At 70.9% G+C, this 22071-nt stretch carries 18 protein-coding genes and 1 pseudogene; 7 read left to right on the plus strand and 12 right to left on the minus strand.

Going from position 1 to position 22071, the window contains the following annotated elements; all coding sequences use genetic code 11:
• Positions 1 to 167 precede the first annotated feature (167 nt).
• From AC067M_RS14640 to AC067M_RS14650, 3 genes are all read right to left on the minus strand, one after another.
• A complete protein-coding gene (locus AC067M_RS14640) occupies positions 168 to 932 on the minus strand; it encodes an SDR family NAD(P)-dependent oxidoreductase (RefSeq protein ID WP_478697355.1) in 765 nt (254 codons plus the stop codon).
• 62 nt (positions 933 to 994) lie between these two features.
• Entirely contained in the window at positions 995 to 1837 is an 843-nt protein-coding gene (locus AC067M_RS14645; protein WP_478697356.1) for an Fpg/Nei family DNA glycosylase, read from the minus strand.
• A gap of 100 nt (positions 1838 to 1937) precedes the next feature.
• The gene (locus AC067M_RS14650; RefSeq protein ID WP_478697357.1) at positions 1938 to 6890 is read right to left on the minus strand and encodes an ATP-dependent helicase; all 4953 of its coding nucleotides are present in this window, start codon (positions 6888 to 6890) and stop codon (positions 1938 to 1940) included.
• Positions 6891 to 7428: 538 nt separating this feature from the next.
• On the opposite strand from AC067M_RS14650, the pseudogene AC067M_RS14655 reads away from it, so the two are divergent.
• A pseudogene (locus tag AC067M_RS14655) lies at positions 7429 to 7638 on the plus strand (AzlD domain-containing protein); the annotation flags it as partial.
• A 22-nt stretch (positions 7639 to 7660) separates the two neighbouring features.
• Here AC067M_RS14655 and AC067M_RS14660 read toward each other — a convergent pair.
• Positions 7661 to 8605, minus strand: coding sequence for a hypothetical protein (locus AC067M_RS14660; protein WP_478697358.1), 945 nt, complete (start codon positions 8603 to 8605; stop codon positions 7661 to 7663).
• An 80-nt stretch (positions 8606 to 8685) separates the two neighbouring features.
• Here AC067M_RS14660 and AC067M_RS14665 point away from each other — a divergent pair, with 80 nt between their 5' ends.
• Entirely contained in the window at positions 8686 to 8880 is a 195-nt protein-coding gene (locus tag AC067M_RS14665) for a DUF3046 domain-containing protein (protein ID WP_478697359.1), read from the plus strand.
• 60 nt (positions 8881 to 8940) lie between these two features.
• A complete protein-coding gene (locus AC067M_RS14670) occupies positions 8941 to 10188 on the plus strand; it encodes an AI-2E family transporter (protein ID WP_478697360.1) in 1248 nt (415 codons plus the stop codon).
• A 46-nt stretch (positions 10189 to 10234) separates the two neighbouring features.
• Here the strand turns inward: AC067M_RS14670 and AC067M_RS14675 are convergent, their stop codons facing one another.
• Positions 10235 to 11059 carry a hypothetical protein gene (locus AC067M_RS14675; RefSeq protein ID WP_478697361.1) on the minus strand — a complete coding sequence of 275 codons (825 nt, stop codon included), beginning with the start codon at positions 11057 to 11059 and terminating at the stop codon, positions 10235 to 10237.
• Between the two features lie 362 nt (positions 11060 to 11421).
• Here AC067M_RS14675 and recA point away from each other — a divergent pair, with 362 nt between their 5' ends.
• A complete protein-coding gene (gene recA / locus AC067M_RS14680; protein ID WP_478697362.1) occupies positions 11422 to 12555 on the plus strand; it encodes a recombinase RecA in 1134 nt (377 codons plus the stop codon).
• A 3-nt stretch (positions 12556 to 12558) separates the two neighbouring features.
• Entirely contained in the window at positions 12559 to 13434 is an 876-nt protein-coding gene (gene recX, locus AC067M_RS14685; protein WP_478697363.1) for a recombination regulator RecX, read from the plus strand.
• 182 nt (positions 13435 to 13616) lie between these two features.
• Here recX and AC067M_RS14690 read toward each other — a convergent pair whose 3' ends face one another.
• The 7 genes from AC067M_RS14690 to AC067M_RS14720 form a co-directional block, all read right to left on the minus strand.
• Positions 13617 to 14126: a cupin domain-containing protein gene (locus AC067M_RS14690; RefSeq protein WP_478697364.1), complete on the minus strand. Its 510-nt coding sequence runs from the start codon at positions 14124 to 14126 to the stop codon at positions 13617 to 13619.
• A 148-nt stretch (positions 14127 to 14274) separates the two neighbouring features.
• Positions 14275 to 14361 carry a putative leader peptide gene (locus tag AC067M_RS14695; RefSeq protein ID WP_311605579.1) on the minus strand — a complete coding sequence of 29 codons (87 nt, stop codon included), beginning with the start codon at positions 14359 to 14361 and terminating at the stop codon, positions 14275 to 14277.
• A gap of 87 nt (positions 14362 to 14448) precedes the next feature.
• Positions 14449 to 16050 carry an FAD-dependent monooxygenase gene (locus AC067M_RS14700; RefSeq protein ID WP_478697365.1) on the minus strand — a complete coding sequence of 534 codons (1602 nt, stop codon included), beginning with the start codon at positions 16048 to 16050 and terminating at the stop codon, positions 14449 to 14451.
• Between the two features lie 177 nt (positions 16051 to 16227).
• Positions 16228 to 17124 (minus strand): amino acid ABC transporter permease, encoded by an 897-nt coding sequence (locus tag AC067M_RS14705; RefSeq protein ID WP_478697366.1) that lies wholly within the window; start codon positions 17122 to 17124, stop codon positions 16228 to 16230.
• Complete coding sequence (locus AC067M_RS14710; protein ID WP_478697367.1) at positions 17121 to 17786, minus strand: amino acid ABC transporter permease; 666 nt, start codon at positions 17784 to 17786, stop codon at positions 17121 to 17123. The genes AC067M_RS14705 and AC067M_RS14710 overlap by 4 nt, the downstream gene beginning before the upstream one ends.
• Before the next feature lie 76 nt (positions 17787 to 17862).
• A complete protein-coding gene (locus AC067M_RS14715; protein WP_478697368.1) occupies positions 17863 to 18705 on the minus strand; it encodes a glutamate ABC transporter substrate-binding protein in 843 nt (280 codons plus the stop codon).
• 80 nt (positions 18706 to 18785) lie between these two features.
• A complete protein-coding gene (locus tag AC067M_RS14720) occupies positions 18786 to 19562 on the minus strand; it encodes an amino acid ABC transporter ATP-binding protein (RefSeq protein ID WP_478697369.1) in 777 nt (258 codons plus the stop codon).
• A 299-nt stretch (positions 19563 to 19861) separates the two neighbouring features.
• Here AC067M_RS14720 and AC067M_RS14725 point away from each other — a divergent pair, with 299 nt between their 5' ends.
• Positions 19862 to 20548, plus strand: a complete 687-nt coding sequence (locus tag AC067M_RS14725) for a response regulator transcription factor (protein ID WP_478697370.1) — start codon at positions 19862 to 19864, stop codon at positions 20546 to 20548.
• Between the two features lie 98 nt (positions 20549 to 20646).
• Entirely contained in the window at positions 20647 to 22053 is a 1407-nt protein-coding gene (locus AC067M_RS14730) for a sensor histidine kinase (RefSeq protein WP_478697371.1), read from the plus strand.
• Positions 22054 to 22071: the final 18 nt, after the last annotated feature.

Here is a 22071-nt window from a genome sequence, read left to right on the forward strand (position 1 = left end):
GGGGGAGCGCGGTGGCGCGGACGGGGGTCGTGGTGGCGCAGACGGGGGTCGTCGTGGCGTCGAGGGGGAGCGCGGTGGCGCGGACGGGGATCGTGATGGGGCAGGCGGGGGTCGTCGTGGCGTCGAGGGGGAGCGCGGTGGCGCGGACGGGGATCGTGGTGACGCGACTACCAAGGCATCGCCACGCCGCCGTTGGGGCGGAGGATCTGGCCCGTCGTGAAGGCTGACGCGTCCGAGGCCAGGTGCAGGACAGCGTGGGCGACGTCCTCCGGCTCTCCGACGCGGCCCAGCGGTGACATGCGGGACATGAGCGCCTCGGTATGCGCCTGCGCATCGGAGTCGTGGCGGTCGGTCATGGGGGTGCGGATCCAGCCCGGGGCGACCGCGTTGACCCGGATGCCGTGCCGGCCCAGCTCCGTCGCCAGCGTCTTCGTCAACTGGACGACGGCCGCCTTGGCCACGCCGTAGCAGAGCAGGCCGGGGCCGCCGGTGTCGACGGCGCCCGAGGCCATGGTCACGATGCTCCCGGGCACGTTCCGAGTGAGCATCAGGCGCGCCACCTCCTGGCAGGCGTACAGCACGCCCTTGAAGTTGACGTTCAGCACCCGGTCGAGGTCCTCGTCACGGGTCTCCAGGACCGGGCTGCTGTGCATGATCCCGGCGACCGCGGCCAGCACGTCGAGGTGCTCGCAGCTCTCCACGGCCTGTCTGACCTGGTCCCGGTCGGTGACGTCGAGGCGGTGGGTGCGGGCCGTGCCGCCACGATTCTTGATCAGGGTCGCCGTCTCGTGCAGGCCCTGCCCGTCACGGTCCGCGCAGTGCACGGTCGCGCCCGCCTCCGCGAGCAGGACCGCACTCGCGCGCCCTATGCCGCTCGCGGCGCCGGTGACGAATGCGGTGCGTCCGGTGAGGTCGTACGCCTTGACGGGCATGAAATGACGGTACGAGCGTTTCTGACGCCCCGTCAATTAGGGGTCCGGCCATGAGTGGTCCATCAGCTGGTCGTGCGGGGGCGGAATCTGCGGGCCGCGGGGCTGCCCGGGGCAGGGACCGGGCCCGTCTGGCAGGTCGGGCACCAGTAGGTGGGGCGCTCGCGGGAGCCGTCACCCTGGTCGGCCACTCGGATCGGCGTACGGCAACGGAGGCAGGGGCGCCGCGCGCGTCCGTACACGAACAGGTCCTGGCCCCGGCGGCCCGTCGTGGCGCGGATCGGACGGTCGCGATTGACCTCCAGGAGCTTCTTGGCGAGCGCCGGCAGCTTCGCGACGCGGTCGGCGGGGAGGGCGCCGATGGGCAGCCACGGGGTGGCGCCCAGCAGGAAGCAGAGCTCACTCTTGTAGACATTGCCGATGCCGGCGAGGTTGCGCTGGTCGAGCAGCGCCTCGCCGAGGGGGCGGGCGGGGTCCGAGAGGAGGTTGGCGAGGGCCTGCTCGGGATTCCAGTCCTGGCCCAGCAGGTCCGGGCCGAGGTGGCCGACGGCGCGGTCTTCGTCGGCGGTGTGCAGCAGTTCCAGGACAGGGAGGCGGTAGCCGACGGCCGTGTGGTCGGCGTTGCCGAGGATCGCGCGGATCTGGTGGGCGGGGCCGCCGCTCCAGCGCTGGCCGACGGCGTACACCTTCCAGGAGCCGTCCATCCGCAGGTGCGAGTGGAGCGTCAGGCCGCCCTCGATGCGGGTGAGGAGGTGCTTGCCGCGCGGTGTGACGTCCAGGACGGTACGGCCGGTGAGGTCGGCGGTGGCGTACTTGGGCACCCGGAGGTCGGAGCGGGTCAGCACCTTGCCGGCCAGCGCGCCGTGCAGACGCTTGGCGGTCTGCCAGACCGTGTCTCCTTCGGGCATGGGTCAAGGGTGGCATGCGGGGCGGGTGAGGGCTTGACCCTTGTGGGGCTCTTGGAGCTCCGGGAGTACTTGGCGCTCGGGAATGCTTGGGGCCGCAAGGTCACGCCCGTAGGCGCAGGCCGCGCGGGGTGGCGATGAAGCCGGCTCCCTCCAGGAGGGTGCCGATGGGGGACGTCAGGGCAGAGGCGCCGTTGACGCGCTCCACCGTGACCGTGCCGAGGGAACCCGCGCGTGCGGCCTCCGCGAGGGTCTCCGCGGCCGCCTGCAGGCGTGGGTCCTCCGTGGCCGTGGTGTCGGGTTCGGCGGGCCAGGCCAGGAGCGTCTTGCCGCCGCGCTCCATGTAGAGGGCCAGCTCGCCGTCGACGAGCACCACCAAAGAGCCCGCCTTGCGGCCCGGCTTGTGCCCCGCCCCCGTCGGCGGCTCGGGCCAGGCAAGGGCCGCGCCGTACGCGTTTGCGGGGTCGGCGGCCGCGAGGACGACAGCTCGGGACGCGGGGGTGGGGCGGGTGCGGTGTGGGGGGAAGGCGGGGGTGCGGTGAGCGCCTGGTGCGCTGGGGGCGTCCAGGAAGTCGCCGTCGAGGTCGGGGAAGGCGCCGTCAAGGTCGGGGAAGTCGTACGGCGGCTTGCCGGAGGCGGCGTCGGACGCGGTCCAGGTGGTGGAGGGCCCCGCTTGGTCGGGTGGGGGTGTGCCGAAGGTGTCGGTTCGGGCGTGGCCGTCGGGTGAGCCGAAGCCGTCAGGCGGGCCGAAGCCGTCAGGGGTGCTGTTTCCGAAGGTGGGGGGTGGTGCGTCGCCCCGGTCACGGGCGTTGGCGACCGCGCGGAGGCGGTCCACGGCGCCGTCCATCGCGAACTGCGCGGCCCCGAGGCCCTCCACCACATAGCCGCGCCGGGCCTGACCGGTCTCCTCGAAGGCGGACAGGATGCGGTACGTCGCCGAGAACCCGCCCTCGACGCCCTCGGCGGAGACCGCTCCCCGGGTCACCACGCCATGCCGGTCCAGGAGGGTGCGGGCCAGCGCGTGGGCGCGCACGGTGGTGTCCGGTTCGCGCCCCGGGAGCAGTGACCAGCGGCCGGCGACGGTGGGCGGGCCGCTGCGGGACGTGGGGCGGGCGGCGGCGGTCAGGGAGCCGTAGCGCCCGCGCGGGACCGTGCGCTTGGCGCGGTGGGCCGTGGAGCCCGCGGTGCGGCCCGAGCCCAGGAGGGAGCGCATGGGCGCGAGCGTGTCGTTGGTGAGTCGGCCGGACCAGGCCAGATCCCAGAGGACGTCGGCCAGTTGGGGATCCGTGGCGTCGGGGTGGGTGGTGGCGCGGACCTGGTCGGCGATCTGACGGAAGAACAGGCCGTAGCCCCCGCTGAGGGCGTCCAGGACGGACTGGTGGAGGGACGTGAGCTCCAGGGGGTGCGGGGGCGGCAGGAGCAGCGGGGCCGCGTCGGCCACGTACAGCGAGACCCAGCCGTCCTTGCCGGGGAGCGCGCCGGCTCCGGCCCACACCACCTCTCCGGCGGCGGTGAGTTCGTCCAGCATCGCCGGGGCGTAGTCCCTGACGCGGGACGGCAGGACGAGCTTCTCCAGGGCGGACGCGGGCACGGACGCGCCCTGCAACTGCTCGATGGCACGCACCAGGCCGTCCACACTACGCAGGGAGTGGCCCTTGCCGATGTGCTGCCACTGCGGGAGGAACTGGGCGAGCGCGGCCGGAGATACCGGCTCCAGTTCGTGCCGGAGAGCGGCGAGGGAGCGGCGGCGCAACCGTCGTAGCACGGCCGCGTCGCACCACTCCTGGCCGATTCCGGCGGGATGGAACTCCCCCTGTACGACCCGCCCGCTCGCCGCGAGCCGCTGGAGCGCGCCGTCGGTGACCGCGACGCCCAGGCCGAAGCGGGCCGCCGCTGCGGCCGACGTGAACGGACCGTGGGTGCGGGCGTAGCGCGCGAGGAGATCGCCGAGGGGGTCCTTCACCGGCTCGGTGAACGCCTCCGGGACGCCGACCGGCAGCGCTGTGCCGAGCGCGTCGCGCAGTCGGCCCGCGTCCTCGATCGCCGCCCAGTGGTCGGCGCCGGCCATACGGACGCGGATCGCGCGGCGGGCGCCGGCCAGCTCCCGCGCCCACTGCGGTTCGGCACCCCGCTCGGCCAGCTCGGCCTCGGTGAGCGGGCCGAGGAGGCGCAGTAGGTCGGCGACGCCTTCGGCGTCCTTGACGCGGCGGTCCTCGGTGAGCCACTGGAGTTCCCGCTCCAGCTCGGTCAGCACCTCGGCGTCGAGCAGCTCGCGCAGCTCCGCCTGGCCGAGCAACTCGGCCAGCAACCGCGAGTCCAGGGAGAGCGCGGCGGCACGGCGCTCGGCGAGCGGCGAGTCTCCCTCGTAGAGGAACTGGGCGACGTAACCGAAGAGCAGGGAGCGCGCGAAGGGGGACGGCTCGGGGGTGGTGACCTCGACGAGGCGCACCTTGCGGGACTCCAGGTCGCCCATCAGCTCGACGAGTCCGGGCACGTCGAAGACGTCCTGGAGGCACTCGCGGACCGCCTCCAGGACGATCGGGAACGACCCGAACTCGCTGGCCACCTGCAACAGTTGGGCGGCGCGCTGACGCTGCTGCCAGAGCGGGGTGCGCTTGCCGGGGGTGCGGCGCGGCAGCAGCAGCGCGCGGGCGGCGCACTCGCGGAACCGGGACGCGAACAGGGCCGAGCCACCCACCTGGTCGGTGACGATCTGGTCGACCTCGCCCTTGTCGAACACGACGTCCGCCGCGCCCACCGGGGCCTGGTCCGCGTCGTACTCCCTGCCGATCTTCGTCGGTTCCTGGTCGAGCAGGTCCAGCCCCATCAGGTCGGCGTCGGGCAGGCGCAGGACGATGCCGTCGTCGGCATGCATGACCTGCGCGTCCATGCCGTACCGCTCGGAGAGCTTGGCGCCGAGGGCGAGCGCCCACGGGGCGTGGACCTGGGCGCCGAAGGGGGAGTGCACGACGACCCGCCAGTCGCCGAGCTCGTCACGGAACCGCTCCACGACGATCGTGCGGTCGTCCGGGACGTGGCCGCAGGCCTCTCGCTGCTCGTCCAGGTAGGACAGGACGTTGTCCGCCGCCCAGGCGTCCAGGCCCGCCGTCAGCAGGCGCAGGCGGGCGTCCTCCTTGGTGAGGGAGCCGACCTCACGCAGGAAGGCGCCCACCGCGCGGCCCAGTTCGAGAGGGCGGCCCAGCTGGTCGCCCTTCCAGAAGGGGAGCCTGCCGGGGACACCGGGGGCGGGGGAGACGAGGACGCGGTCGCGCGTGATGTCCTCGATACGCCAGGAACTCGTGCCGAGCGTGAAGACGTCCCCCACGCGGGACTCGTAGACCATCTCCTCGTCGAGCTCGCCGACACGGCCGCCGCCCTTCTTGGGGTCGGCACCGGCGAGGAAGACCCCGAAGAGACCGCGGTCGGGGATCGTGCCGCCGGAGGTGACGGCGAGGCGCTGGGCACCGGGACGGCCGGTGATCGTACCGGCGACGCGGTCCCACACCACGCGCGGGCGCAGCTCCGCGAACGCGTCGGAGGGGTAGCGGCCGGCGAGCATGTCGAGGACGGCCGTGAAGGCGGATTCCGGGAGCGAGGCGAAGGGGGCGGCGCGGCGGACCATGGCGAGCAGGTCGTCGAACTGCCAGGTGTCCAGTGCGGTCATCGCGACGAGTTGCTGGGCCAGTACGTCGAGGGGGTTGGCGGGGACCCGCAGGGACTCGATCGAGCCGGTGCGCATGCGTTCGGTGACCACGGCTGCCTGGACGAGGTCGCCCCGGTACTTCGGGAAGACCACACCTGTTGAGACGGCGCCGACCTGGTGGCCCGCGCGGCCGACGCGCTGGAGGCCGGAGGCAACGGAGGGGGGCGATTCAACCTGGACGACGAGGTCGACAGCGCCCATGTCGATGCCGAGCTCCAGGCTGGAGGTCGCCACGACGGCGGGGAGTCGGCCTGCTTTGAGGTCCTCCTCGACGAGGGCGCGCTGCTCCTTGGAGACCGAGCCGTGGTGGGCCCGCGCGATGACCGTTGGGGCACCCTGGGCGGCGCCCGAGCCGCCCATGAGCTCGGCCGGAGCGTGGTGCTCGTCGAGGGGTTCGCCGGTGGCCCGCTCGTAGGCGATCTCGTTCAGACGGTTGCAGAGGCGTTCCGCGAGGCGGCGGGAGTTCGCGAACACGATCGTCGAGCGGTGGGCCTGGACGAGGTCGGTGATGCGCTCCTCGACGTGCGGCCAGATCGACGGGCGCTCAGCGCCTGCGGCACCGTCCGGTCCGCCCGCGCCGTTGGCGGCCGGGGAGCCGCCGAGTTCGCCGAGGTCCTCGACCGGGACGACGACTGAGAGGTCGAACTCCTTGCCCGACTTCGGCTGGACGATTTCCACCTTGCGGCGCGGGGAGAGGTAGCGGGCGACCTCGTCGACGGGGCGCACGGTGGCGGAGAGGCCGATGCGGCGGGCCGGCCTCGGCAGGAGTTCGTCCAGGCGCTCCAGGGAGAGGGCCAGGTGGGCGCCGCGCTTGGTGCCTGCCACGGCGTGGACCTCGTCGAGGATCACCGTCTCGATGCCGGTCAGGGCGTCACGCGTGGCCGACGTCAGCATGAGGAACAGGGACTCGGGGGTCGTGATCAGGATGTCCGGGGGGCGCGTGGACAGCGCGCGGCGCTCTGCTGCGGGGGTGTCGCCGGAGCGGATGCCCACCTTGACCTCGGGTTCGGGCAGGCCCAGGCGTACGGATTCCTGGCGGATGCCGGTCAGGGGGCTGCGGAGGTTGCGCTCCACGTCGACGGCGAGGGCCTTGAGCGGGGAGACGTACAGGACGCGGCAGCGCTTCCTGGGATCGGCGGGGGGTGGGGTGGAGGCGAGCTGGTCCAGGGCGGCGAGGAAGGCGGCGAGGGTCTTGCCGGAGCCGGTCGGGGCGACCACCAGCACGTCCGAGCCCTCGCGGATGGCCTGCCACGCGCCGGCCTGGGCCGCCGTGGGCGCGGAGAAAGCCCCCGTGAACCAGCCGCGGGTCGCGGGGGAGAAGCCGTCCAGGGCTCGGTGTGCGGAGCTGACCATGCGTCCATCCTGCACCCGGGGACTGACAAACGTGCTGACCTGCGGGTTCGCCGGCCGGGCCGGCACCGCAGGCCTAGGGCCTCTCGTTTGGATCATGCCGGGCTCGCGGGGCCCGGTGCCGCGCCTCGCCGCGTTGTCGTCGGTTGGCAGGGCTCCGCCCTGCCGCCGTACACCGCCTTGCGATGCACGGCACCGGGCCCCGCTCCCTGATCCGGCCTGATCCAAACGAAAGACCCTAGGCCCGAGCTGGGCCCGGCGAGTGCGGGGTGCGCGGTGCCGGTGTGCTGGTTCCTGCGGTGCGTCGTGGGTCGGGGCCGCGGTGGTGCGTCGAGCCCGCCGCGGGTCGCGCCCCTCTGCCTGTTGCCACAGCGGGCGGCGTGGGGACCAGCCAAGCGGCGGGCTGCGACGCACCACCGCGGCCCGCTCCCGTGCGTGGGCAGCCATCCCGTCGTTGTGGCGGCGGACCTTCTTCCTGAGGGTGCGCAACGCCTCGCCTCTTTGGGTTGGTGGCGTCGGCGGGGGGCGAGGGGGGAGATCGTTGAACGTGTGGATCGCGATCGGTGTGACCGTTGTTGTTTGTTACGCCGTCGAGCTCGTGGGGCTTCTCGTCCCCGAGAGAGTCCTTGAGAAGCCCCTGGTGAAGCGGTTTGCCGCGCTGGTGCTGGACGCCAGGGCCGAGGAGGTGGGCGCAGCCGCCGTCGCGCTGGTGCTGCGGGCACCGATTCTGCTGGTCGTGGCGGCGGCCGTCGGTGGGGCTGAGGCGCGGTCGGTCAGCCGATGGCGCGGCCGTAGACCCTCAGGGTGCGCAGCGCCTCGATCGTCACGATCGGGCGGGCCTCCAGTGCGGGGCCCGGGGCCCACTGGCGCCAGCGGATGGGCCAGCCGCCGTCCTCCTGCTGCTCACTTGCCAGGAAGTCCAGCGAGCGGGTCATCTCGTCGTCCGTGAACCACGCGCGCGCGAGGGAACGCGGGGTTCTGGCGTAGTCGTGCGGGAAGTGGTGCTCGCCGGGGGCGTAGCCCGGCGCGACCGGGTACGCGTCCAGGTGGTTCGGGTCCAGCGCCGCGAGCCGGTGTTCGCGCACCAGGCGACCCAGGCGGTCGGCGGCGGCCTCCGCGCGGGAGCGGTCGGGGGCGGAGTCCAGGAAGGCGACGGCGGCCTCGATCTCGTACGGGTGGGACTGCTCCAGCGACTCGATGCGCTGCCAGCAGAAGTCCGTGGCCCGGAACAACCACGCGTGCCACACCTCGTTGCGGTGCAGCAGGCCCACCACCGGGCCGGTGGCGAGGAGTTCGCCGGGTGGATAGTCCACGATCGGGATGAAGGGCGCCGCCGGGTAGCCGCGCTGGCCGGGATGGATCGCCGGCAGGGCCCCGTCGGGAGTGGAGACGGAGGTCAGATAGCGGCACACGCGCTCCACGCGCTGCCCGCCGCAGCGTCCGACGGCGTCCAGGACGCGCAGGGCGTGAGCGGTGTGCAGTGGCTGGCTCACAGGGCCGCGCAGATCGGGCTCCAGCGCGTGCCCGTACCCGCCGTCGGCGTTGCGGTAGGCGTCCAGTGCCGTCTCCACCGGGTCGGCGCCGCCGTTGAGGAAGTGGTGGGCGAAGAGGCGCTGTTCCAGCACGCGCGCGGTGAGCCAGACGAAGTGTTCGGCTCGGAAGAGCGGGGAGCGCGCCGGGGGCGTAGGAGGGAGTGGGGATGCTCCGGTTTCGGCCATGCGTCAGACCGTAGGGCGGAAAGCGTTCTCGACAGGCGGTCCCGGCTCGGGCCCACCCTCAGGGGCGGGATACTGGTGTCATGCGGTTGACGGTCTTCTGGCAGCGGATGGACGAGCACTTCGGCGCGGGGTACGCCGAAACCTTCGCACGCGATCACGTGATGTCCGAGCTCGGCGGACATACGGTGCAGGGGGCGCTGGCGTCGGGCTGGGAGGCCAAGGACGTGTGGCGTGTGGTCTGCACGGTGATGAACGTTCCGCAGGAGAAGCGCTGATCTGTCACGAAGATCGCCCCAGGTCGGCCGATTGTCAGGCGGGTGGGCGAGACTTGGACCGTGGCACCCACTGACGAGACCGGGCAGGTCGCCCAGCACGCATCCTCCTCCGGCACGACGCCGCCCGAACGGCCCCCGGCCCCCGGCGCCACGCCGGGCGCGGGCATGCCGCGGTGGCTGCCGCGCGCCATGGTGCTCGCGCTCGCGCTCCTCGCCGCGTTCCAGCTGGGCACCTGGGCCTTCCACCAGTTGATCGGGCTGCTGATCAACATCCTCATCGCGTTCTTCCTCGCTCTCGCCATCGAGCCCGCGGTGAGCAGGATGGCCGCTCACGGCATGCGCCGGGGATTCGCCACCTTCCTGATGTTCGTGGGCCTGCTGATCGCCGCCGCCGGATTCGTCACCCTGCTCAGCTCGATGCTCGCCGGGCAGGTCATCAAGATGATCGAGGGCTTCCCCGAGTACCTCGACTCCGTCATCAACTGGGTCAACACCACGTTCCACACCGAGCTCAGACGCGTCGACATCCAGGACAGCCTGGTGCACTCCGACTGGCTGAGAAAGTACGTCCAGAACAGCGCCACCGGTGTCCTCGACGTGTCCGCACAGGTACTGGGCGGCCTCTTCCAGCTGCTGACGATCGCGCTGTTCTCGTTCTACTTCGCCGCCGACGGACCTCGGCTGCGGCGCGCGGTGTGCTCCGTGTTGCCGCCCAGCCGGCAGGCCGAAGTGCTGCGCGCGTGGGAGATCGCCGTCGACAAGACCGGTGGCTATCTGTACTCACGCGGACTGATGGCACTGATCTCGGCTGTGGCGCACTACGTCATCCTGCAGGTGCTGGGCATCCCCTACGCGCCCGTGCTCGCCCTGTGGGTGGGCGTGGTCTCGCAGTTCATCCCCACCATCGGCACCTATCTCGCGGGCGCCCTGCCCATGCTGATCGCCTTCACGGTCAATCCCTGGTACGCGCTGTGGGTGCTGATCTTCGTGGTGATCTACCAGCAGTTCGAGAACTACATGCTGCAGCCCAAGCTCACCTCGAAGACCGTCGACATCCACCCCGCCGTCGCCTTCGGGTCGGTCGTCGCGGGAACCGCTCTCCTCGGCGCCGTCGGCGCGCTGATCGCCATCCCCGCGGTCGCCACGCTCCAGGCGTTCCTCGGGGTGTACGTGAAGCGGTACGCCGTCACGGACGATCCCCGCGTGCACGGCCACCGCACCAGGGAGGCCGGGAAGAACCTGCTCACGCGCGCGCGGCGCGTCTTCGAGAAGCGACGGTCGGACGGGTCGGGGGAGGACTCCTCCTGACCTGGGAACAACGGTCGCGGCGGTGCGTGGGCGCGCGCCTGCCGCTTCAGTACGTGAGGACAGCCCATACGCCGGCTGCGGCGACCGCGGACGCGTAGCAGACGACCGCTCCGGTCACGATCCGCCTCCGTGTCCCCCTGCTCCAGGACGTGCGGGACAGCAGCCAGGCCAGTGCGGGCAGCACCAGCACGGCGTGCAGGCTCACGCCGTGCAGCGGCTTGAGCGGGGCCGTCGAGTGGTAGGCGGCCTCCTGGTGACCGGTTCGGGTGAGCACCACGCCGCGCGCGATCATCACCGCGCCCGAGGCCAGAGCCACCAACAGGATCGCGAACCCGGAACGCACCGCGAGCGCCATCCCCTCGGGACCCGTGGGCCGGTGCCGGAAGGACGCGACCGCGAACCAGGTGAGCACCACGACCAGGACACCGCCGCCCATCGCGAGGGTCATGGACACCGCCGTGTCGAAGGGCGTCTCCATGTCGAGGTGCGAGGGCACCCCGCGCCAGGCCTGGAGGGTGATACCGCCGACCTCCACCACACAGTCGGCGGCGAACACCGTGAGCAGTACGGTGCGCAGCCGTGGGCCGACGCGCAGATACGACGTGACCCAGGCGACCGCGAGGAGCGTCACCCCGAAGGAGAGTCCGAAGGTCACCGGCTTGCGCCAGGAGACGGGCCCGTCCCACGGACCACCGTCCACGGCGAACACCAGCAGATGGGCGAGGCCGGAGAGGACCAGGAGGAGGCCCGTCGCACGGCAGAAGCGATCCACGAGCCGGGGCGGTGGCGCGGCTACGGCTGTCCGTCCGGTGACCGCGGATCGGGGGTGGACCGTCCCGCGGTCCTCCAGGGATGTCCTCACGTCGTCCATGGAGCGAGCCTCGCGGGAACGGCCAGGCGCTGTCGTCGTACGGGTGGAGGCGGGCGCGGTACGCCGGGGGAAGCAGGCGTTGGTGCCGACCGCCCCCACCCGGTCCGGTTGGCCCGGTTTCAGGCCCCTTGTCAGGCCGCGAGCGTAGTCTCGGGTGTGCTGCGTGGTGCGCTTGACACGAAAATCGAACATCCGTTCTTATGGAAACTCCGGCGAGGCTCTGGCAGGGCGTTTCGCCCCGGTTTCGATGGAGAAGCACCCCAGTTGTCCACAGGCCGGACCGGCGTCGGGACGCATTGTCAGTGGCAGGCGTTAGCGTCTTTGACGTGAAGCGATCGACTCAAGCAAATCGGGTGGAACCCATGGCAGGAACCGACCGCGAGAAGGCCCTGGATGCCGCGCTCGCACAGATTGAACGGCAATTCGGCAAGGGCGCGGTCATGCGCATGGGCGAGCGGCCGAACGAGCCCATCGAGGTCATCCCCACCGGGTCGACCGCACTGGACGTCGCCCTCGGAGTCGGCGGCCTGCCGCGCGGCCGTGTGGTGGAGGTGTACGGCCCGGAGTCCTCCGGTAAGACGACCCTGACCCTGCACGCCGTGGCCAACGCGCAGAAGGCCGGCGGCCAGGTCGCCTTCGTCGACGCGGAGCATGCCCTCGACCCCGAGTACGCGCGCAAGCTCGGTGTGGACATCGACAACCTGATCCTCTCCCAGCCGGACAACGGCGAACAGGCCCTGGAGATCGTGGACATGCTGGTCCGCTCCGGCGCCCTCGACCTGATCGTCATCGACTCCGTCGCAGCGCTCGTGCCGCGCGCGGAGATCGAGGGTGAGATGGGCGACTCGCACGTGGGTCTGCAGGCCCGTCTGATGAGCCAGGCCCTGCGGAAGATCACCAGCGCGCTCAACCAGTCCAAGACCACCGCGATCTTCATCAACCAGCTCCGCGAGAAGATCGGCGTGATGTTCGGCTCCCCGGAGACCACGACCGGTGGCCGGGCGCTGAAGTTCTACGCCTCGGTGCGTATCGACATCCGCCGCATCGAGACTCTCAAGGACGGCACGGAGGCGGTCGGCAACCGCACCCGCTGCAAGGTCGTCAAGAACAAGGTCGCGCCGCCCTTCAAGCAGGCCGAGTTCGACATCCTCTACGGCCAGGGCATCAGCCGCGAGGGCGGCCTGATCGACATGGGCGTGGAGCACGGCTTCGTCCGCAAGGCCGGCGCCTGGTACACGTACGAGGGCGACCAGCTCGGTCAGGGCAAGGAGAACGCGCGCAACTTCCTGAAGGACAACCCCGACCTGGCCAACGAGATCGAGAAGAAGATCAAGGAGAAGCTGGGCGTCGGCGTACGTCCGGAGGAGACCCCGGCCGAGCCGGGTGCGGACGCGGCGGTCTCCACGGCCGGTGCGTCGGACGAGGCCGCGAAGGCGGTGCCCGCCCCTGCGGCGGCCAAGACCGCCAAGACCAAGGCCGCGGCCGCCAAGAGCTGATCCGTGACGCGACGAACCGACTGGGCCGAGTACACCCACTCCGGCACCCCGGGGCAGCCGGGGCCGGAGGGGGACGGGGGCTTCGCCCGGGACGGCGAGGTCCCGCCGGACGGCGGCGCGTACCGCGGTGGCGACGGGTGGCAGTACGGCGGCTCTCGCCGTGGTGACAACCGGCGGCAGGACGGCGACTCCTACCGCGGCGACGGCGACCCCCACCAGGGCGGTGAGGGCACGAGCGGTGACGGTCGGCGCCGAGGGGATCGCGGGCGGCGTGGCGAGGGCGGTTCACGCGGTGGGCGAGGACGCCGTCGCCGTGGCTTCGAAGCGCCGTCCGGTGAAGACGGAGGCTCCCCCTCCTCGTCGAGGGCCGAGCAGGGGGCACCTCCAGGGGACCCGGCTGAGCGGGCGCGGGCGATCTGCCTCCGCCTGCTCACCGGGACCCCGCGCACTCGTAAGCAGCTCGAGGACGCCCTGCGCAAGCGGGAGATCCCGGACGACGTCGCCGAGGAGGTGCTGTCTCGGTTCGAGGAGGTCGGACTGATCAACGACAGCGCGTTCGCCGACGCCTGGGTGGAGTCCCGGCACCACGGCCGAGGGCTGGCCCGGCGCGCACTCGCCCGGGAACTACGGACCAAGGGCGTCGACTCCGCTTTGATCGACGAGGCCGTCGCCCAGCTGGACTCCGAGCAGGAGGAGGCGACCGCGCGCGAACTGGTCGCCCGGAAGCTGCGTGCCACGCGCGGCCTCGAACGTGACAAGCGCCTGCGTCGCCTCGCGGGGATGCTCGCCCGCAAGGGCTACTCCGAGGGCATGGCCCTGCGCGTGGTCCGGCAGGCACTGGAGGAAGAGGGCGAGGACACGGAGTTCCTCGACGACTAGGACGGGGACGACTAGGACGGGGGCGAGTCCAGGGGCGGGCACGCCCCTGGGGTCTTTCGGGGGCCGATCGTGAGCCCTGAACCCGGTCGACGCGCGGGGGTGCCGATCGGGTTCAGGGCTCTCCTTCTCTTTCGCCGCACCGCTCCGGCACTCACCTTCTACCAGTCACTGCCAGTTCTTCCTCACTGCCAGTCCTCCGGACGCTCCACCTGCTCCAGCCGCAGCACCTGGTCCGTACGGCTGTAGCGGCGGATCTGCGGCAGCGGTGGGTAGTAGGCGTGGACCGAGATGGCGTGCTGGTCGGCGGACTCGTTGAGGACCTCGTGGACGTGATGGCGTCCGAAGGCGCGGCCCTGGCCGGCCGGCAGTCGGCGTTCCCGGTCCACGTCGTCCGCCAGTTCCAGGGTCCTCCAGCCGTCGGTGGGCAGCCGCGCGGTCAGCGAGTTCTCCTTCAACTCACCCTGCGCGGTGAGGAAGGCGCCCACCGAGTCGGCGTGGTCGTGCCAGCCGGTGCCCGTGCCGGGCGGCCAGCCGATCAGCCAGGCTTCGCTGCCGCCCGGCCCCTCAAGGCGCACCCAGGTGCGGCCCTCGGGGTCGAGGGGGAGTGAGGAGATCAACTCGGCGTCGGCGGCCGTTCGCTGGACGAAGGCGAGGAGGTCCGCCTGCGTGGGCGGGGCGGCTGGGGCGGCCACAGGGGGTGAGACGGATCGAGAGGCGGAGGCAGACCCGGAGACAGAGGGGGCCTCGGAGACAGGGAGAGACACGGCACCGTCCTGAAGAGCGTTCGCGGGAGCGCGCGACAGCAGAGAGCGGCGCGCGCGGGAAGAAAGGGATGCGAATTCAGCAGGACGGGCGACACACGCAGCCCGCGTAGCGGACGAGGTCCATATGGACCCTCCGCCACAGGCGCACATCGGTGTCGGTCACGCTCAGGAGTAGACCACGACGGTGCAGACCGGTCAACTCACTGTCACCATGTGGACCCCAGAGTGACAGCCTGTGCGCTCACTTCGCTCACTTCGCTCCGGAACCCGCCGTGGCCGTCGTCTTCACCGGTCCGCCCAGCGTCGCCTCCGCTGCCGCGTACAGGTCGGCCGGACGCACCCCGTTCAGCGCCGTCACGAGGTGGCCGTCGGGGCGGATGACCAGGACGGTGTGGGCGGCCGCACCCGGGTAGCTCTCCGCGACGAGCAGCTCGGCCGGGTGCGGCAGCGCCGTCACCGCTGCCGCGAGCCGGGGCATGATCCCCGCGGACACCCAGTGCCTGCGCTCCCACACCCCCGTGCCCGGTGCGATCAGGACGACGAGCAGCGCGCCGCGCCCGAGCCGGTCGCGCAGCTGTACGAAGGAGCCGTCCTCCGCCGTCACCCATACGTCCTCGACCGGGGCACCGGGCGCAGTGGCCACCGGGACCTCCGCCTCCAGGGGCGGGGGCGCGAGCGGGGAGTCGTCGTACGTACCGGGCGTGCCCAGCGGACCGCGCCCGAGGTGCCCGTCGGTGAGCAGCGCGTCGTTTCCCCGGGCCGAGCCGGGGACGTACGCCCGCAGGCCCCCGCCGCCGCGCAGCAAGGGCAGCGCCTGGTCGGCTGCGCGCAGCCGGGCGGAGACCAGCGCGCGCCGCTCCGTCTGGTAGCTGTCGAGGAGTGCCTCGTTCGGCCCGTGGTGCCAGACCGCGGCCAGCTTCCAGGCGAGGTTGTCGGCGTCCCTGAGGCCCTCGTCGAGCCCCTGGGTGCCGAGCGTGCCCAGCAGGTGCGCCGCGTCCCCGGCGAGGAAGACCCGGCCCGCGCGCCAGCGGCGGGCGAGCCGGTGGTGCACGGTGTGGACGCCGGTGTCGAGGAGCTCGTACGGCGGGGTCGGGCCCTCGCTCCAGCCCGCCAGCGTCTCGCGGACGCGGGCGACCAGCAGCTCGGGCGTGACCAGGTCCTTGCCGGGCGGGAGCAGCCAGTCCAGGCGCCAGACGTCGTCCGGGAGCGGGCGGCCGGTGATCTCCCCTGCGGAGGGGCCGGACGTCCGCCACGGCGGCATCCGGTGGAGCAACGCCCGGTCGGTCCAGGGAAGTTCCGTGCGCAGCGCGGCGACGGCGTGCCGTTCCACCGCCGTTCGGCCGGGGAAGCGGATGTCCAGGAGCTTGCGCACGGTCGAGCGGGGGCCGTCGCAGCCGACCAGGTAGCTGCCGCGCCACCAGGTGCCCTTGGTGCCGCGGGTGTGGGCGTTGATGCCTGAAGGTTCCTGCTCGATCGTGTCGAGGCGGCTGTCCACGGCGATTCTGACGAGCCGTTCGCCGGCCAGGGCCGCGCGCAGGGCGCCGGTCACCGCGTGCTGGGCGATGTGCAGGGGGGCCGGATCGTTGTCGTCGAACGTGACCTCGCGCATCACCTGCCTGCGCCGCATCGACCGCCATCCGGCCCAGCGGAGGCCGGCCTCCCCGAGCGGGACTCCGGTCAGCCGTTCCAGCAGAGCGGTGGTGTCCTCGCGCAGCACGACCGTGCGCGCGAGCCGTGGTTCGTCCTTGCCCGGGCCCTCGTCGAGAACGACCGACGGGACCTCCTGGCGGGCCAGGGCCAGCGCGAGCGTGAGCCCGACGGGGCCCGCTCCGACGATGATCACCGGGTCCACGGCGTGGCGCCCCCTGCCTGTGGTGTCGCCATCGGGGACATGGGTGAACAAAGGGTTGGAGCAGGGTGCACGATCACAGAACGTATGCAACCCATTGCCGGTTCCCGCGTCAAGCGACGGAGGGCAGTGGCGATCATGCCACTGCCCTCCGTGTGGGGCCTGCCGGGTGAACGTCCGTCAGGCGTTGGTTCCGCCTGCTCCGGTTCCGAAGGTCCCCGCCACCGACGCGTCGTCTGCCTTGAGCACAGCGCCTGTCGACTTCTTGCCGCGCCGCAGTCGTGCCTCCAGCCAGCTCGCGAACGTGGTTATGGCGAAGTTGATCGCAATGTAGATCAACGCCACGACCGTGAAGCTCGCGATGGTGTTCGCGCCGTAGTACGAGCTCATCGGTGAGACCGCGGCCAGCATGTCGGGGAAGGTGAGGACCGCGCCGCCGAGGGCGGTGTCCTTCACGATCACGACGAGCTGGCTGACGATCGCCGGGAGCATCGCGGTGACCGCCTGCGGAAGCAGGATCGACGTCATGGTCTGGGTCTTGCGCAGACCGATCGCCTGCGCGGCCTCCGTCTGGCCCTTGGGCAGGGCCAGGATGCCCGCGCGGACGATCTCCGCGAGCACCGAGGCGTTGTAGAGCACCAGGCCGGTGACGACCGCGTACAGAGGACGGTCGTCGGAACTGACGTTGGTGTACTCCGAGTACAGGGCCAAGCCGAAGATCATCAGGATCAGCACGGGGATGGCGCGGAAGAACTCCACGAACACCCCGGCCGGGATCCTGACCCACGCGCGGTCGGAGAGCCGCGCGATACCGAAGACGGCGCCCAGCGGCAGCGCGATGACCATCGACAGGGCCGCCGCGATCAGGGTGTTCTTCAGACCGGGCAGGATGTACGTGGTCCACGCCTCGGAGCCGGTGAAGGGCTTCCACTTCGCCCACTCGAGCTGGCCCTTGTCATCGAGGCTCTTGTACACCCACCACAGCACCGCGGCGAGGGCGACCAGAAACAGGACCGTGAACAGGACGTTGCGCCGCTTGGCCCGGGGCCCCTGGGCGTCGTACAGCACGGCGCTCATCGCTTCACCGCCACCTTCTTGCTCACCCAGCCGAGGATCAGGCCGGTCGGCAGCGTCAGGCACACGAATCCGAACGCGAAGATCGCGGCGATCAGCAGAAGCTGTGCCTCGTTCTCGATCATTTCCTTCATCAGCAGGGCCGCCTCGGCCACACCGATCGCGGCGGCGACTGTGGTGTTCTTGGTCAGGGCGATCAAAACGTTGGTCAGCGGGCCGATCACCGAGCGGAACGCCTGGGGCAGCACGATCAGCGTCAGGACCTGGGTGAAGCTCAGCCCCACCGCGCGGGCCGCCTCCGCCTGACCGACCGGGACCGTATTGATGCCGGAGCGGATCGCCTCGCAGACGAACGCCGAGGTGTAGGCGATCAGACCGAGCACGGCGAGCCGGAAGTTGATGGTGTCGAAGTCCTGCGCGCCGAGGGTGATGCTCAGGGTCTGGTTCAGGCCCAGCGAGGTGAAGAGGATGATTACCGTCAGCGGAATGTTCCGCACGATGTTGACGTAGGCGGCGCCGAAGCCGCGCATCAGGGGCACCGGGCCGACGCGCATGGCCGCCAGCATCGTTCCCCAGATCAGGGAGCCGACGGCCGAGAGCAGCGTGAGCTGCACCGTCACCCAGAAGGCGCCCAGCAGGTCGTAACCTTCAAGAAAGTCGAACACGATCTCCCGCGCTTCCGCGTGTGGGTTGGCCCGGGTGCGCCGCCCTCAGCGGGCGGCGCACAAGTCGGGCGCTGTTTCAGCTCTTGACGTCGCCGATCTTCGGCGCGGGCTCGTTCTTGTAGCCGGCCGGGCCGAGATTCTTGTCCACGGCCTTCTGCCACGAATTGTCGGCGACCATCTCCTCGAGGGCCTTGTTGATCTTGGCCTTGAGGTCGCTGCCCTTCTTGACGCCGATGCCGTAGTTCTCGTTGGTCATCTTGAAGCCGCCGAGCTTGAACTTGCCCTTGAACTGCTCCTGGGCCGCGTACCCGGCGAGGATCGAGTCGTCCGTGGTCAGCGCGTCGATGGCCTTGTTCTGCAGACCGCTCAGGCAGGCAGAGTACGTCGGGTACTTCTGAAGGTTGGCTTCGGGCGCCAGCTTCTGCTTCTCCTTGATGTTCTGCGCCGAGGTCGAGCCGGTCACGGAACACAGGTTCTTCTTGTTGAGGTCCGCCGGCGACTTGATGGAATTGTCGTCGGCGCGGACCAGGACGTCTTGGTGGGCGAGCAGGTAAGGGCCGGCGAAGTCGACCTTCTTCTCGCGCTCCGGGTTGATCGAGTAGGAGGCCGCGATGAAGTCGACGTCACCGCGCTGCAGCATGGTCTCGCGGTCTGCGCTCTTCGCCTCCTTCCACTCGATCTGGTCGGCGTTGTAGCCGAGCTTCTTCGCCACGTAGGTGGCGACGTCGACGTCGAAGCCGGCGTAACCCTGCGGCGTCTTCTGGCCGATGCCGGGCTGGTCGAACTTGATACCGACAGTGATCGTCTTGCCACCGCCGGAGGAGCCGCTGCTGTCCTTGTCGTCCGAACCGCACGCGGTGGCGGTCACGGCGAGGGCGAGTACGGCGGCCGAGGCGGCGGTGACCTTGCGGAGCTTCATGGTGAACATCCTTTGAGTGGTGACGATCCGGTCCGTCAGGAGCGGGTGACGCAGGTCGACAGGGGGCGCGGGGTGCGCCGTCAGTGGTGCAGGATCTTCGAAAGGAAGTCCTTGGCGCGGTCGCTGCGCGGGTTGCTGAAGAACTGGTCGGGCGCAGCCTCTTCGACGATGCGGCCGTCCGCCATGAACACCACGCGGTTTGCAGCCGATCGTGCGAAGCCCATCTCGTGGGTGACGACGACCATGGTCATGCCGTCCCGGGCGAGCTGCTGCATGACCTCGAGGACCTCGTTGATCATCTCCGGGTCGAGCGCCGACGTCGGCTCGTCGAAGAGCATGACCTTGGGGTCCATGGCCAGGGCGCGCGCGATGGCGACGCGCTGCTGCTGGCCGCCGGAGAGCTGCGCGGGGTACTTGTCGGCCTGGGTGCCCACGCCGACCCGGTCGAGCAGGGAGCGAGCCTTCTCCTCGGCCTGCTTCTTGTCGGTCTTGCGGACCTTGATCTGGCCGAGCATCACGTTCTCGAGCACGGTCTTGTGCGCGAACAGGTTGAACGACTGGAAGACCATGCCGACGTCGGCGCGCAGCCGGGCCAGTTCCTTGCCCTCCTGGGGCAGGGGCTTTCCGTCGATCGCGATCGCACCGGAGTCGATCGTCTCCAGGCGGTTGATGGTGCGGCACAGGGTGGACTTACCGGACCCGGAGGGCCCGATGACCACGACGACCTCGCCACGCGTGATCGTCAGCTCGATGTCCTGGAGAACGTGCAACGCGCCGAAGTGCTTGTTGACGCTCTTCAGGACGACCAGGTCGCCGGTAGGGGCCGCGTCCTCCTTGGCCACCGATACTTTGGTCATCGCTCTAAGGCTCCGTCCTCCTCGGTTTCGCAGGACAGTAGTAACCCCGTACGACCAGCGTCATTACATCTGAGGGGAATCTGAGCATCACGATCCGATAGCAATCGGACACGTGTCGTAGCACTTGTGACCTGGGCGCAACCAGTGCGCATATCGGCCGGGTAACGGAAGTCTCCCGGAACCGGAACCCACTTGACGACGTCGTCGTCAATCAGCGTGACTGCCAGGGTGCACGCGCGCGCGTGCACGCGTTTTGTACATAACGACACCATACGGCTGATGAATCGGAGGGGGCCGGGATGCGACTGCTCCTCGTCGAGGACGACAACCACGTCGCCGCGGCTCTGTCCGCGGTGCTGAAGCGGCACGGTTTCGAGGTCACTCACGCCCGCAACGGCGAGGAGGCCCTTCAGGCCCTCGTCCCGGAAGGGCCCGGCTTCGGAGTCGTGCTTCTCGACCTGGGCCTGCCCGACCAGGACGGCTACGAGGTCTGCGGCAAGATCCGCAAGCGCACCGCCACTCCGGTGATCATGGTCACCGCGCGGTCCGACGTGCGCTCCCGCATCCACGGCCTCAACCTCGGCGCGGACGACTACGTGGTGAAGCCGTACGACACCGGGGAACTGCTCGCCCGGATCCACGCCGTCAGTCGGCGCACCCTGCACGAGGACCCCGCAGCGGCCGTCGACACCGCGCTGCGCCTCGGCTCCGTGCTCATCGAACTGCCGACGCGCCAGGTCACCGTGGACGGTTCGGTCGTCCAACTGACCCGCAAGGAGTTCGACCTTCTCGCTCTCCTCGCCCAGCGGCCCGGCGTGGTCTTCCGCCGGGAGCAGATCATCAGCGAGGTGTGGCGCACCAGCTGGGAGGGGACCGGACGCACCCTGGAGGTGCACGTCGCGTCCCTGCGCGCCAAGCTGCGCATGCCGGCCCTGATCGAGACGGTGCGGGGCGTGGGCTACCGGCTCGTCGCCCCGGCTGCGTAGGGTCGGTCCGGCGGATCGGGACGGTCCTGCGAATCGGGTCGGAGGGAAGGCGGCGGCGTCCGATGAACACAGGTGAGCGGGGATAGGGCGGAAACGGCTTGCGCACACGTCTGCTGCCGCTGCTCATCGTTCTGATGGCGGCCGTGCTGCTCGCCCTGGGTGTCCCGCTGGCCGTCAGCGTGGCCGGGGCGCAGCAACAGAAGGTGGTCGTCGACCGGATCGACGACACCGCGCGGTTCGCCGCCCTCGCCCAGTTCGTCACCGACACGCCGAGCGAGTCCGCCGGCACGCCCACGGACGAGCGCCGCGAGACCCTGAGCCGCGAACTGATCAGCTACTACGAGGTCTACGGCATTCGCGCCGGTGTCTTCTACCGCAGCGACACGCCCATGGCTCACGCGCCGACGGACTGGTACCTCCCCGAGGAGGGTGAGGTGCGGGACGCTTTCGACGAGGCGTTCCTCAGCCGTCGTAGCCACGACCCCCAGCAGGTGTGGCCCTGGCAGCGCGGCCGTCTCGTCGTCGCCTCGCCCGTCATCCGGGACGGCGACGTCGTCGCGGTCGTCGTCACCGACTCGCCCACGGGACAGATGCGTTCGCGGATCCTGCACGGCTGGCTGGTCATCGGGGCGGGCGAGATCGCCGCGATGCTGCTGGCCGTCGGCGCGGCCCTCCAGCTGACCGGATGGGTGCTCAAACCCGTACGCGTACTGGACACGACGACCCACGCGATCGCGAGTGGTCGCCTGAAGTCCCGGGTCGCGGTGGCGAGCGGACCGCCGGAACTACGGCGGCTGGCCCGGTCGTTCAACGAGATGGCGGACAACGTCGAGGACGTGCTGGAGCAGCAGCGCGCCTTCGTCGCCGACGCCTCGCACCAGTTGCGCAACCCGCTCGCGGCGCTGCTGCTGCGCATCGAACTGCTCGCCTACGAACTTCCGGAGGGCAACGAGGAGATCGCGTCCGTCCAGAACGAGGGCAAGCGCCTGGCGCAGGTGCTGGACGACCTGCTCGACCTGGCGCTGGCCGAGCACACCGAGGCCGACCTGCGGGTCACCGACATCGGCGCGCTGACCGCCGAGCGCGTCGCGGCCTGGGCACCCACCGCCGAGTCCAAGGGCGTCCGACTGGTGGGCGACTGCCCGCCCACCACCGCCTGGGCCGACCCGGTCACGCTGTCCAGCGCCCTGGACGCGGTGATCGACAACGCCGTGAAGTTCACGCCCGCAGGCGAGAGCGTCGAGGTGGGCGTCGCGTCCAACGGCACGACCTCGACCGTCGTCGTCAGCGATCACGGGCCGGGCCTCACCGATGAGGAGCTGGCCCGCATCGGCGACCGCTTCTGGCGCAGCGGCCGCCACCAGAACATCAAGGGCTCCGGGCTCGGTCTCTCCATCTCGCGGACCCTGCTCGCGGCGGGCGGTGGGTCCATCGCGTACGACCACAACGAACCGCAGGGGTTGCGGGTGACCGTGAGGGTGCCGAGGTCGGCCTCCGTGGCGTGAGCGGCGGCGCGGTCTTTC

This window comes from Streptomyces sp. NPDC043427, from assembly GCF_056436655.1.

Bases quoted from the DNA above. Each gene is read 5' to 3' on its own strand.
- AC067M_RS14715 (WP_478697368.1), bottom strand. From the start codon at position 18,705: ATGAAGCTCCGCAAGGTCACCGCCGCCTCGGCCGCCGTACTCGCCCTC.
- AC067M_RS14705 (WP_478697366.1), bottom strand. From the start codon at position 17,124: ATGAGCGCCGTGCTGTACGACGCCCAGGGGCCCCGGGCCAAGCGGCGC.
- AC067M_RS14640 (WP_478697355.1), bottom strand. From the start codon at position 932: ATGCCCGTCAAGGCGTACGACCTCACCGGACGCACCGCATTCGTCACC.
- AC067M_RS14650 (WP_478697357.1), bottom strand. From the start codon at position 6,890: ATGGTCAGCTCCGCACACCGAGCCCTGGACGGCTTCTCCCCCGCGACC.
- AC067M_RS14645 (WP_478697356.1), bottom strand. From the start codon at position 1,837: ATGCCCGAAGGAGACACGGTCTGGCAGACCGCCAAGCGTCTGCACGGC.
- AC067M_RS14665 (WP_478697359.1), top strand. From the start codon at position 8,686: ATGCGGTTGACGGTCTTCTGGCAGCGGATGGACGAGCACTTCGGCGCG.
- AC067M_RS14725 (WP_478697370.1), top strand. From the start codon at position 19,862: ATGCGACTGCTCCTCGTCGAGGACGACAACCACGTCGCCGCGGCTCTG.
- recA (WP_478697362.1), top strand. From the start codon at position 11,422: ATGGCAGGAACCGACCGCGAGAAGGCCCTGGATGCCGCGCTCGCACAG.
- AC067M_RS14720 (WP_478697369.1), bottom strand. From the start codon at position 19,562: ATGACCAAAGTATCGGTGGCCAAGGAGGACGCGGCCCCTACCGGCGAC.
- AC067M_RS14660 (WP_478697358.1), bottom strand. From the start codon at position 8,605: ATGGCCGAAACCGGAGCATCCCCACTCCCTCCTACGCCCCCGGCGCGC.
- AC067M_RS14675 (WP_478697361.1), bottom strand. From the start codon at position 11,059: ATGGACGACGTGAGGACATCCCTGGAGGACCGCGGGACGGTCCACCCC.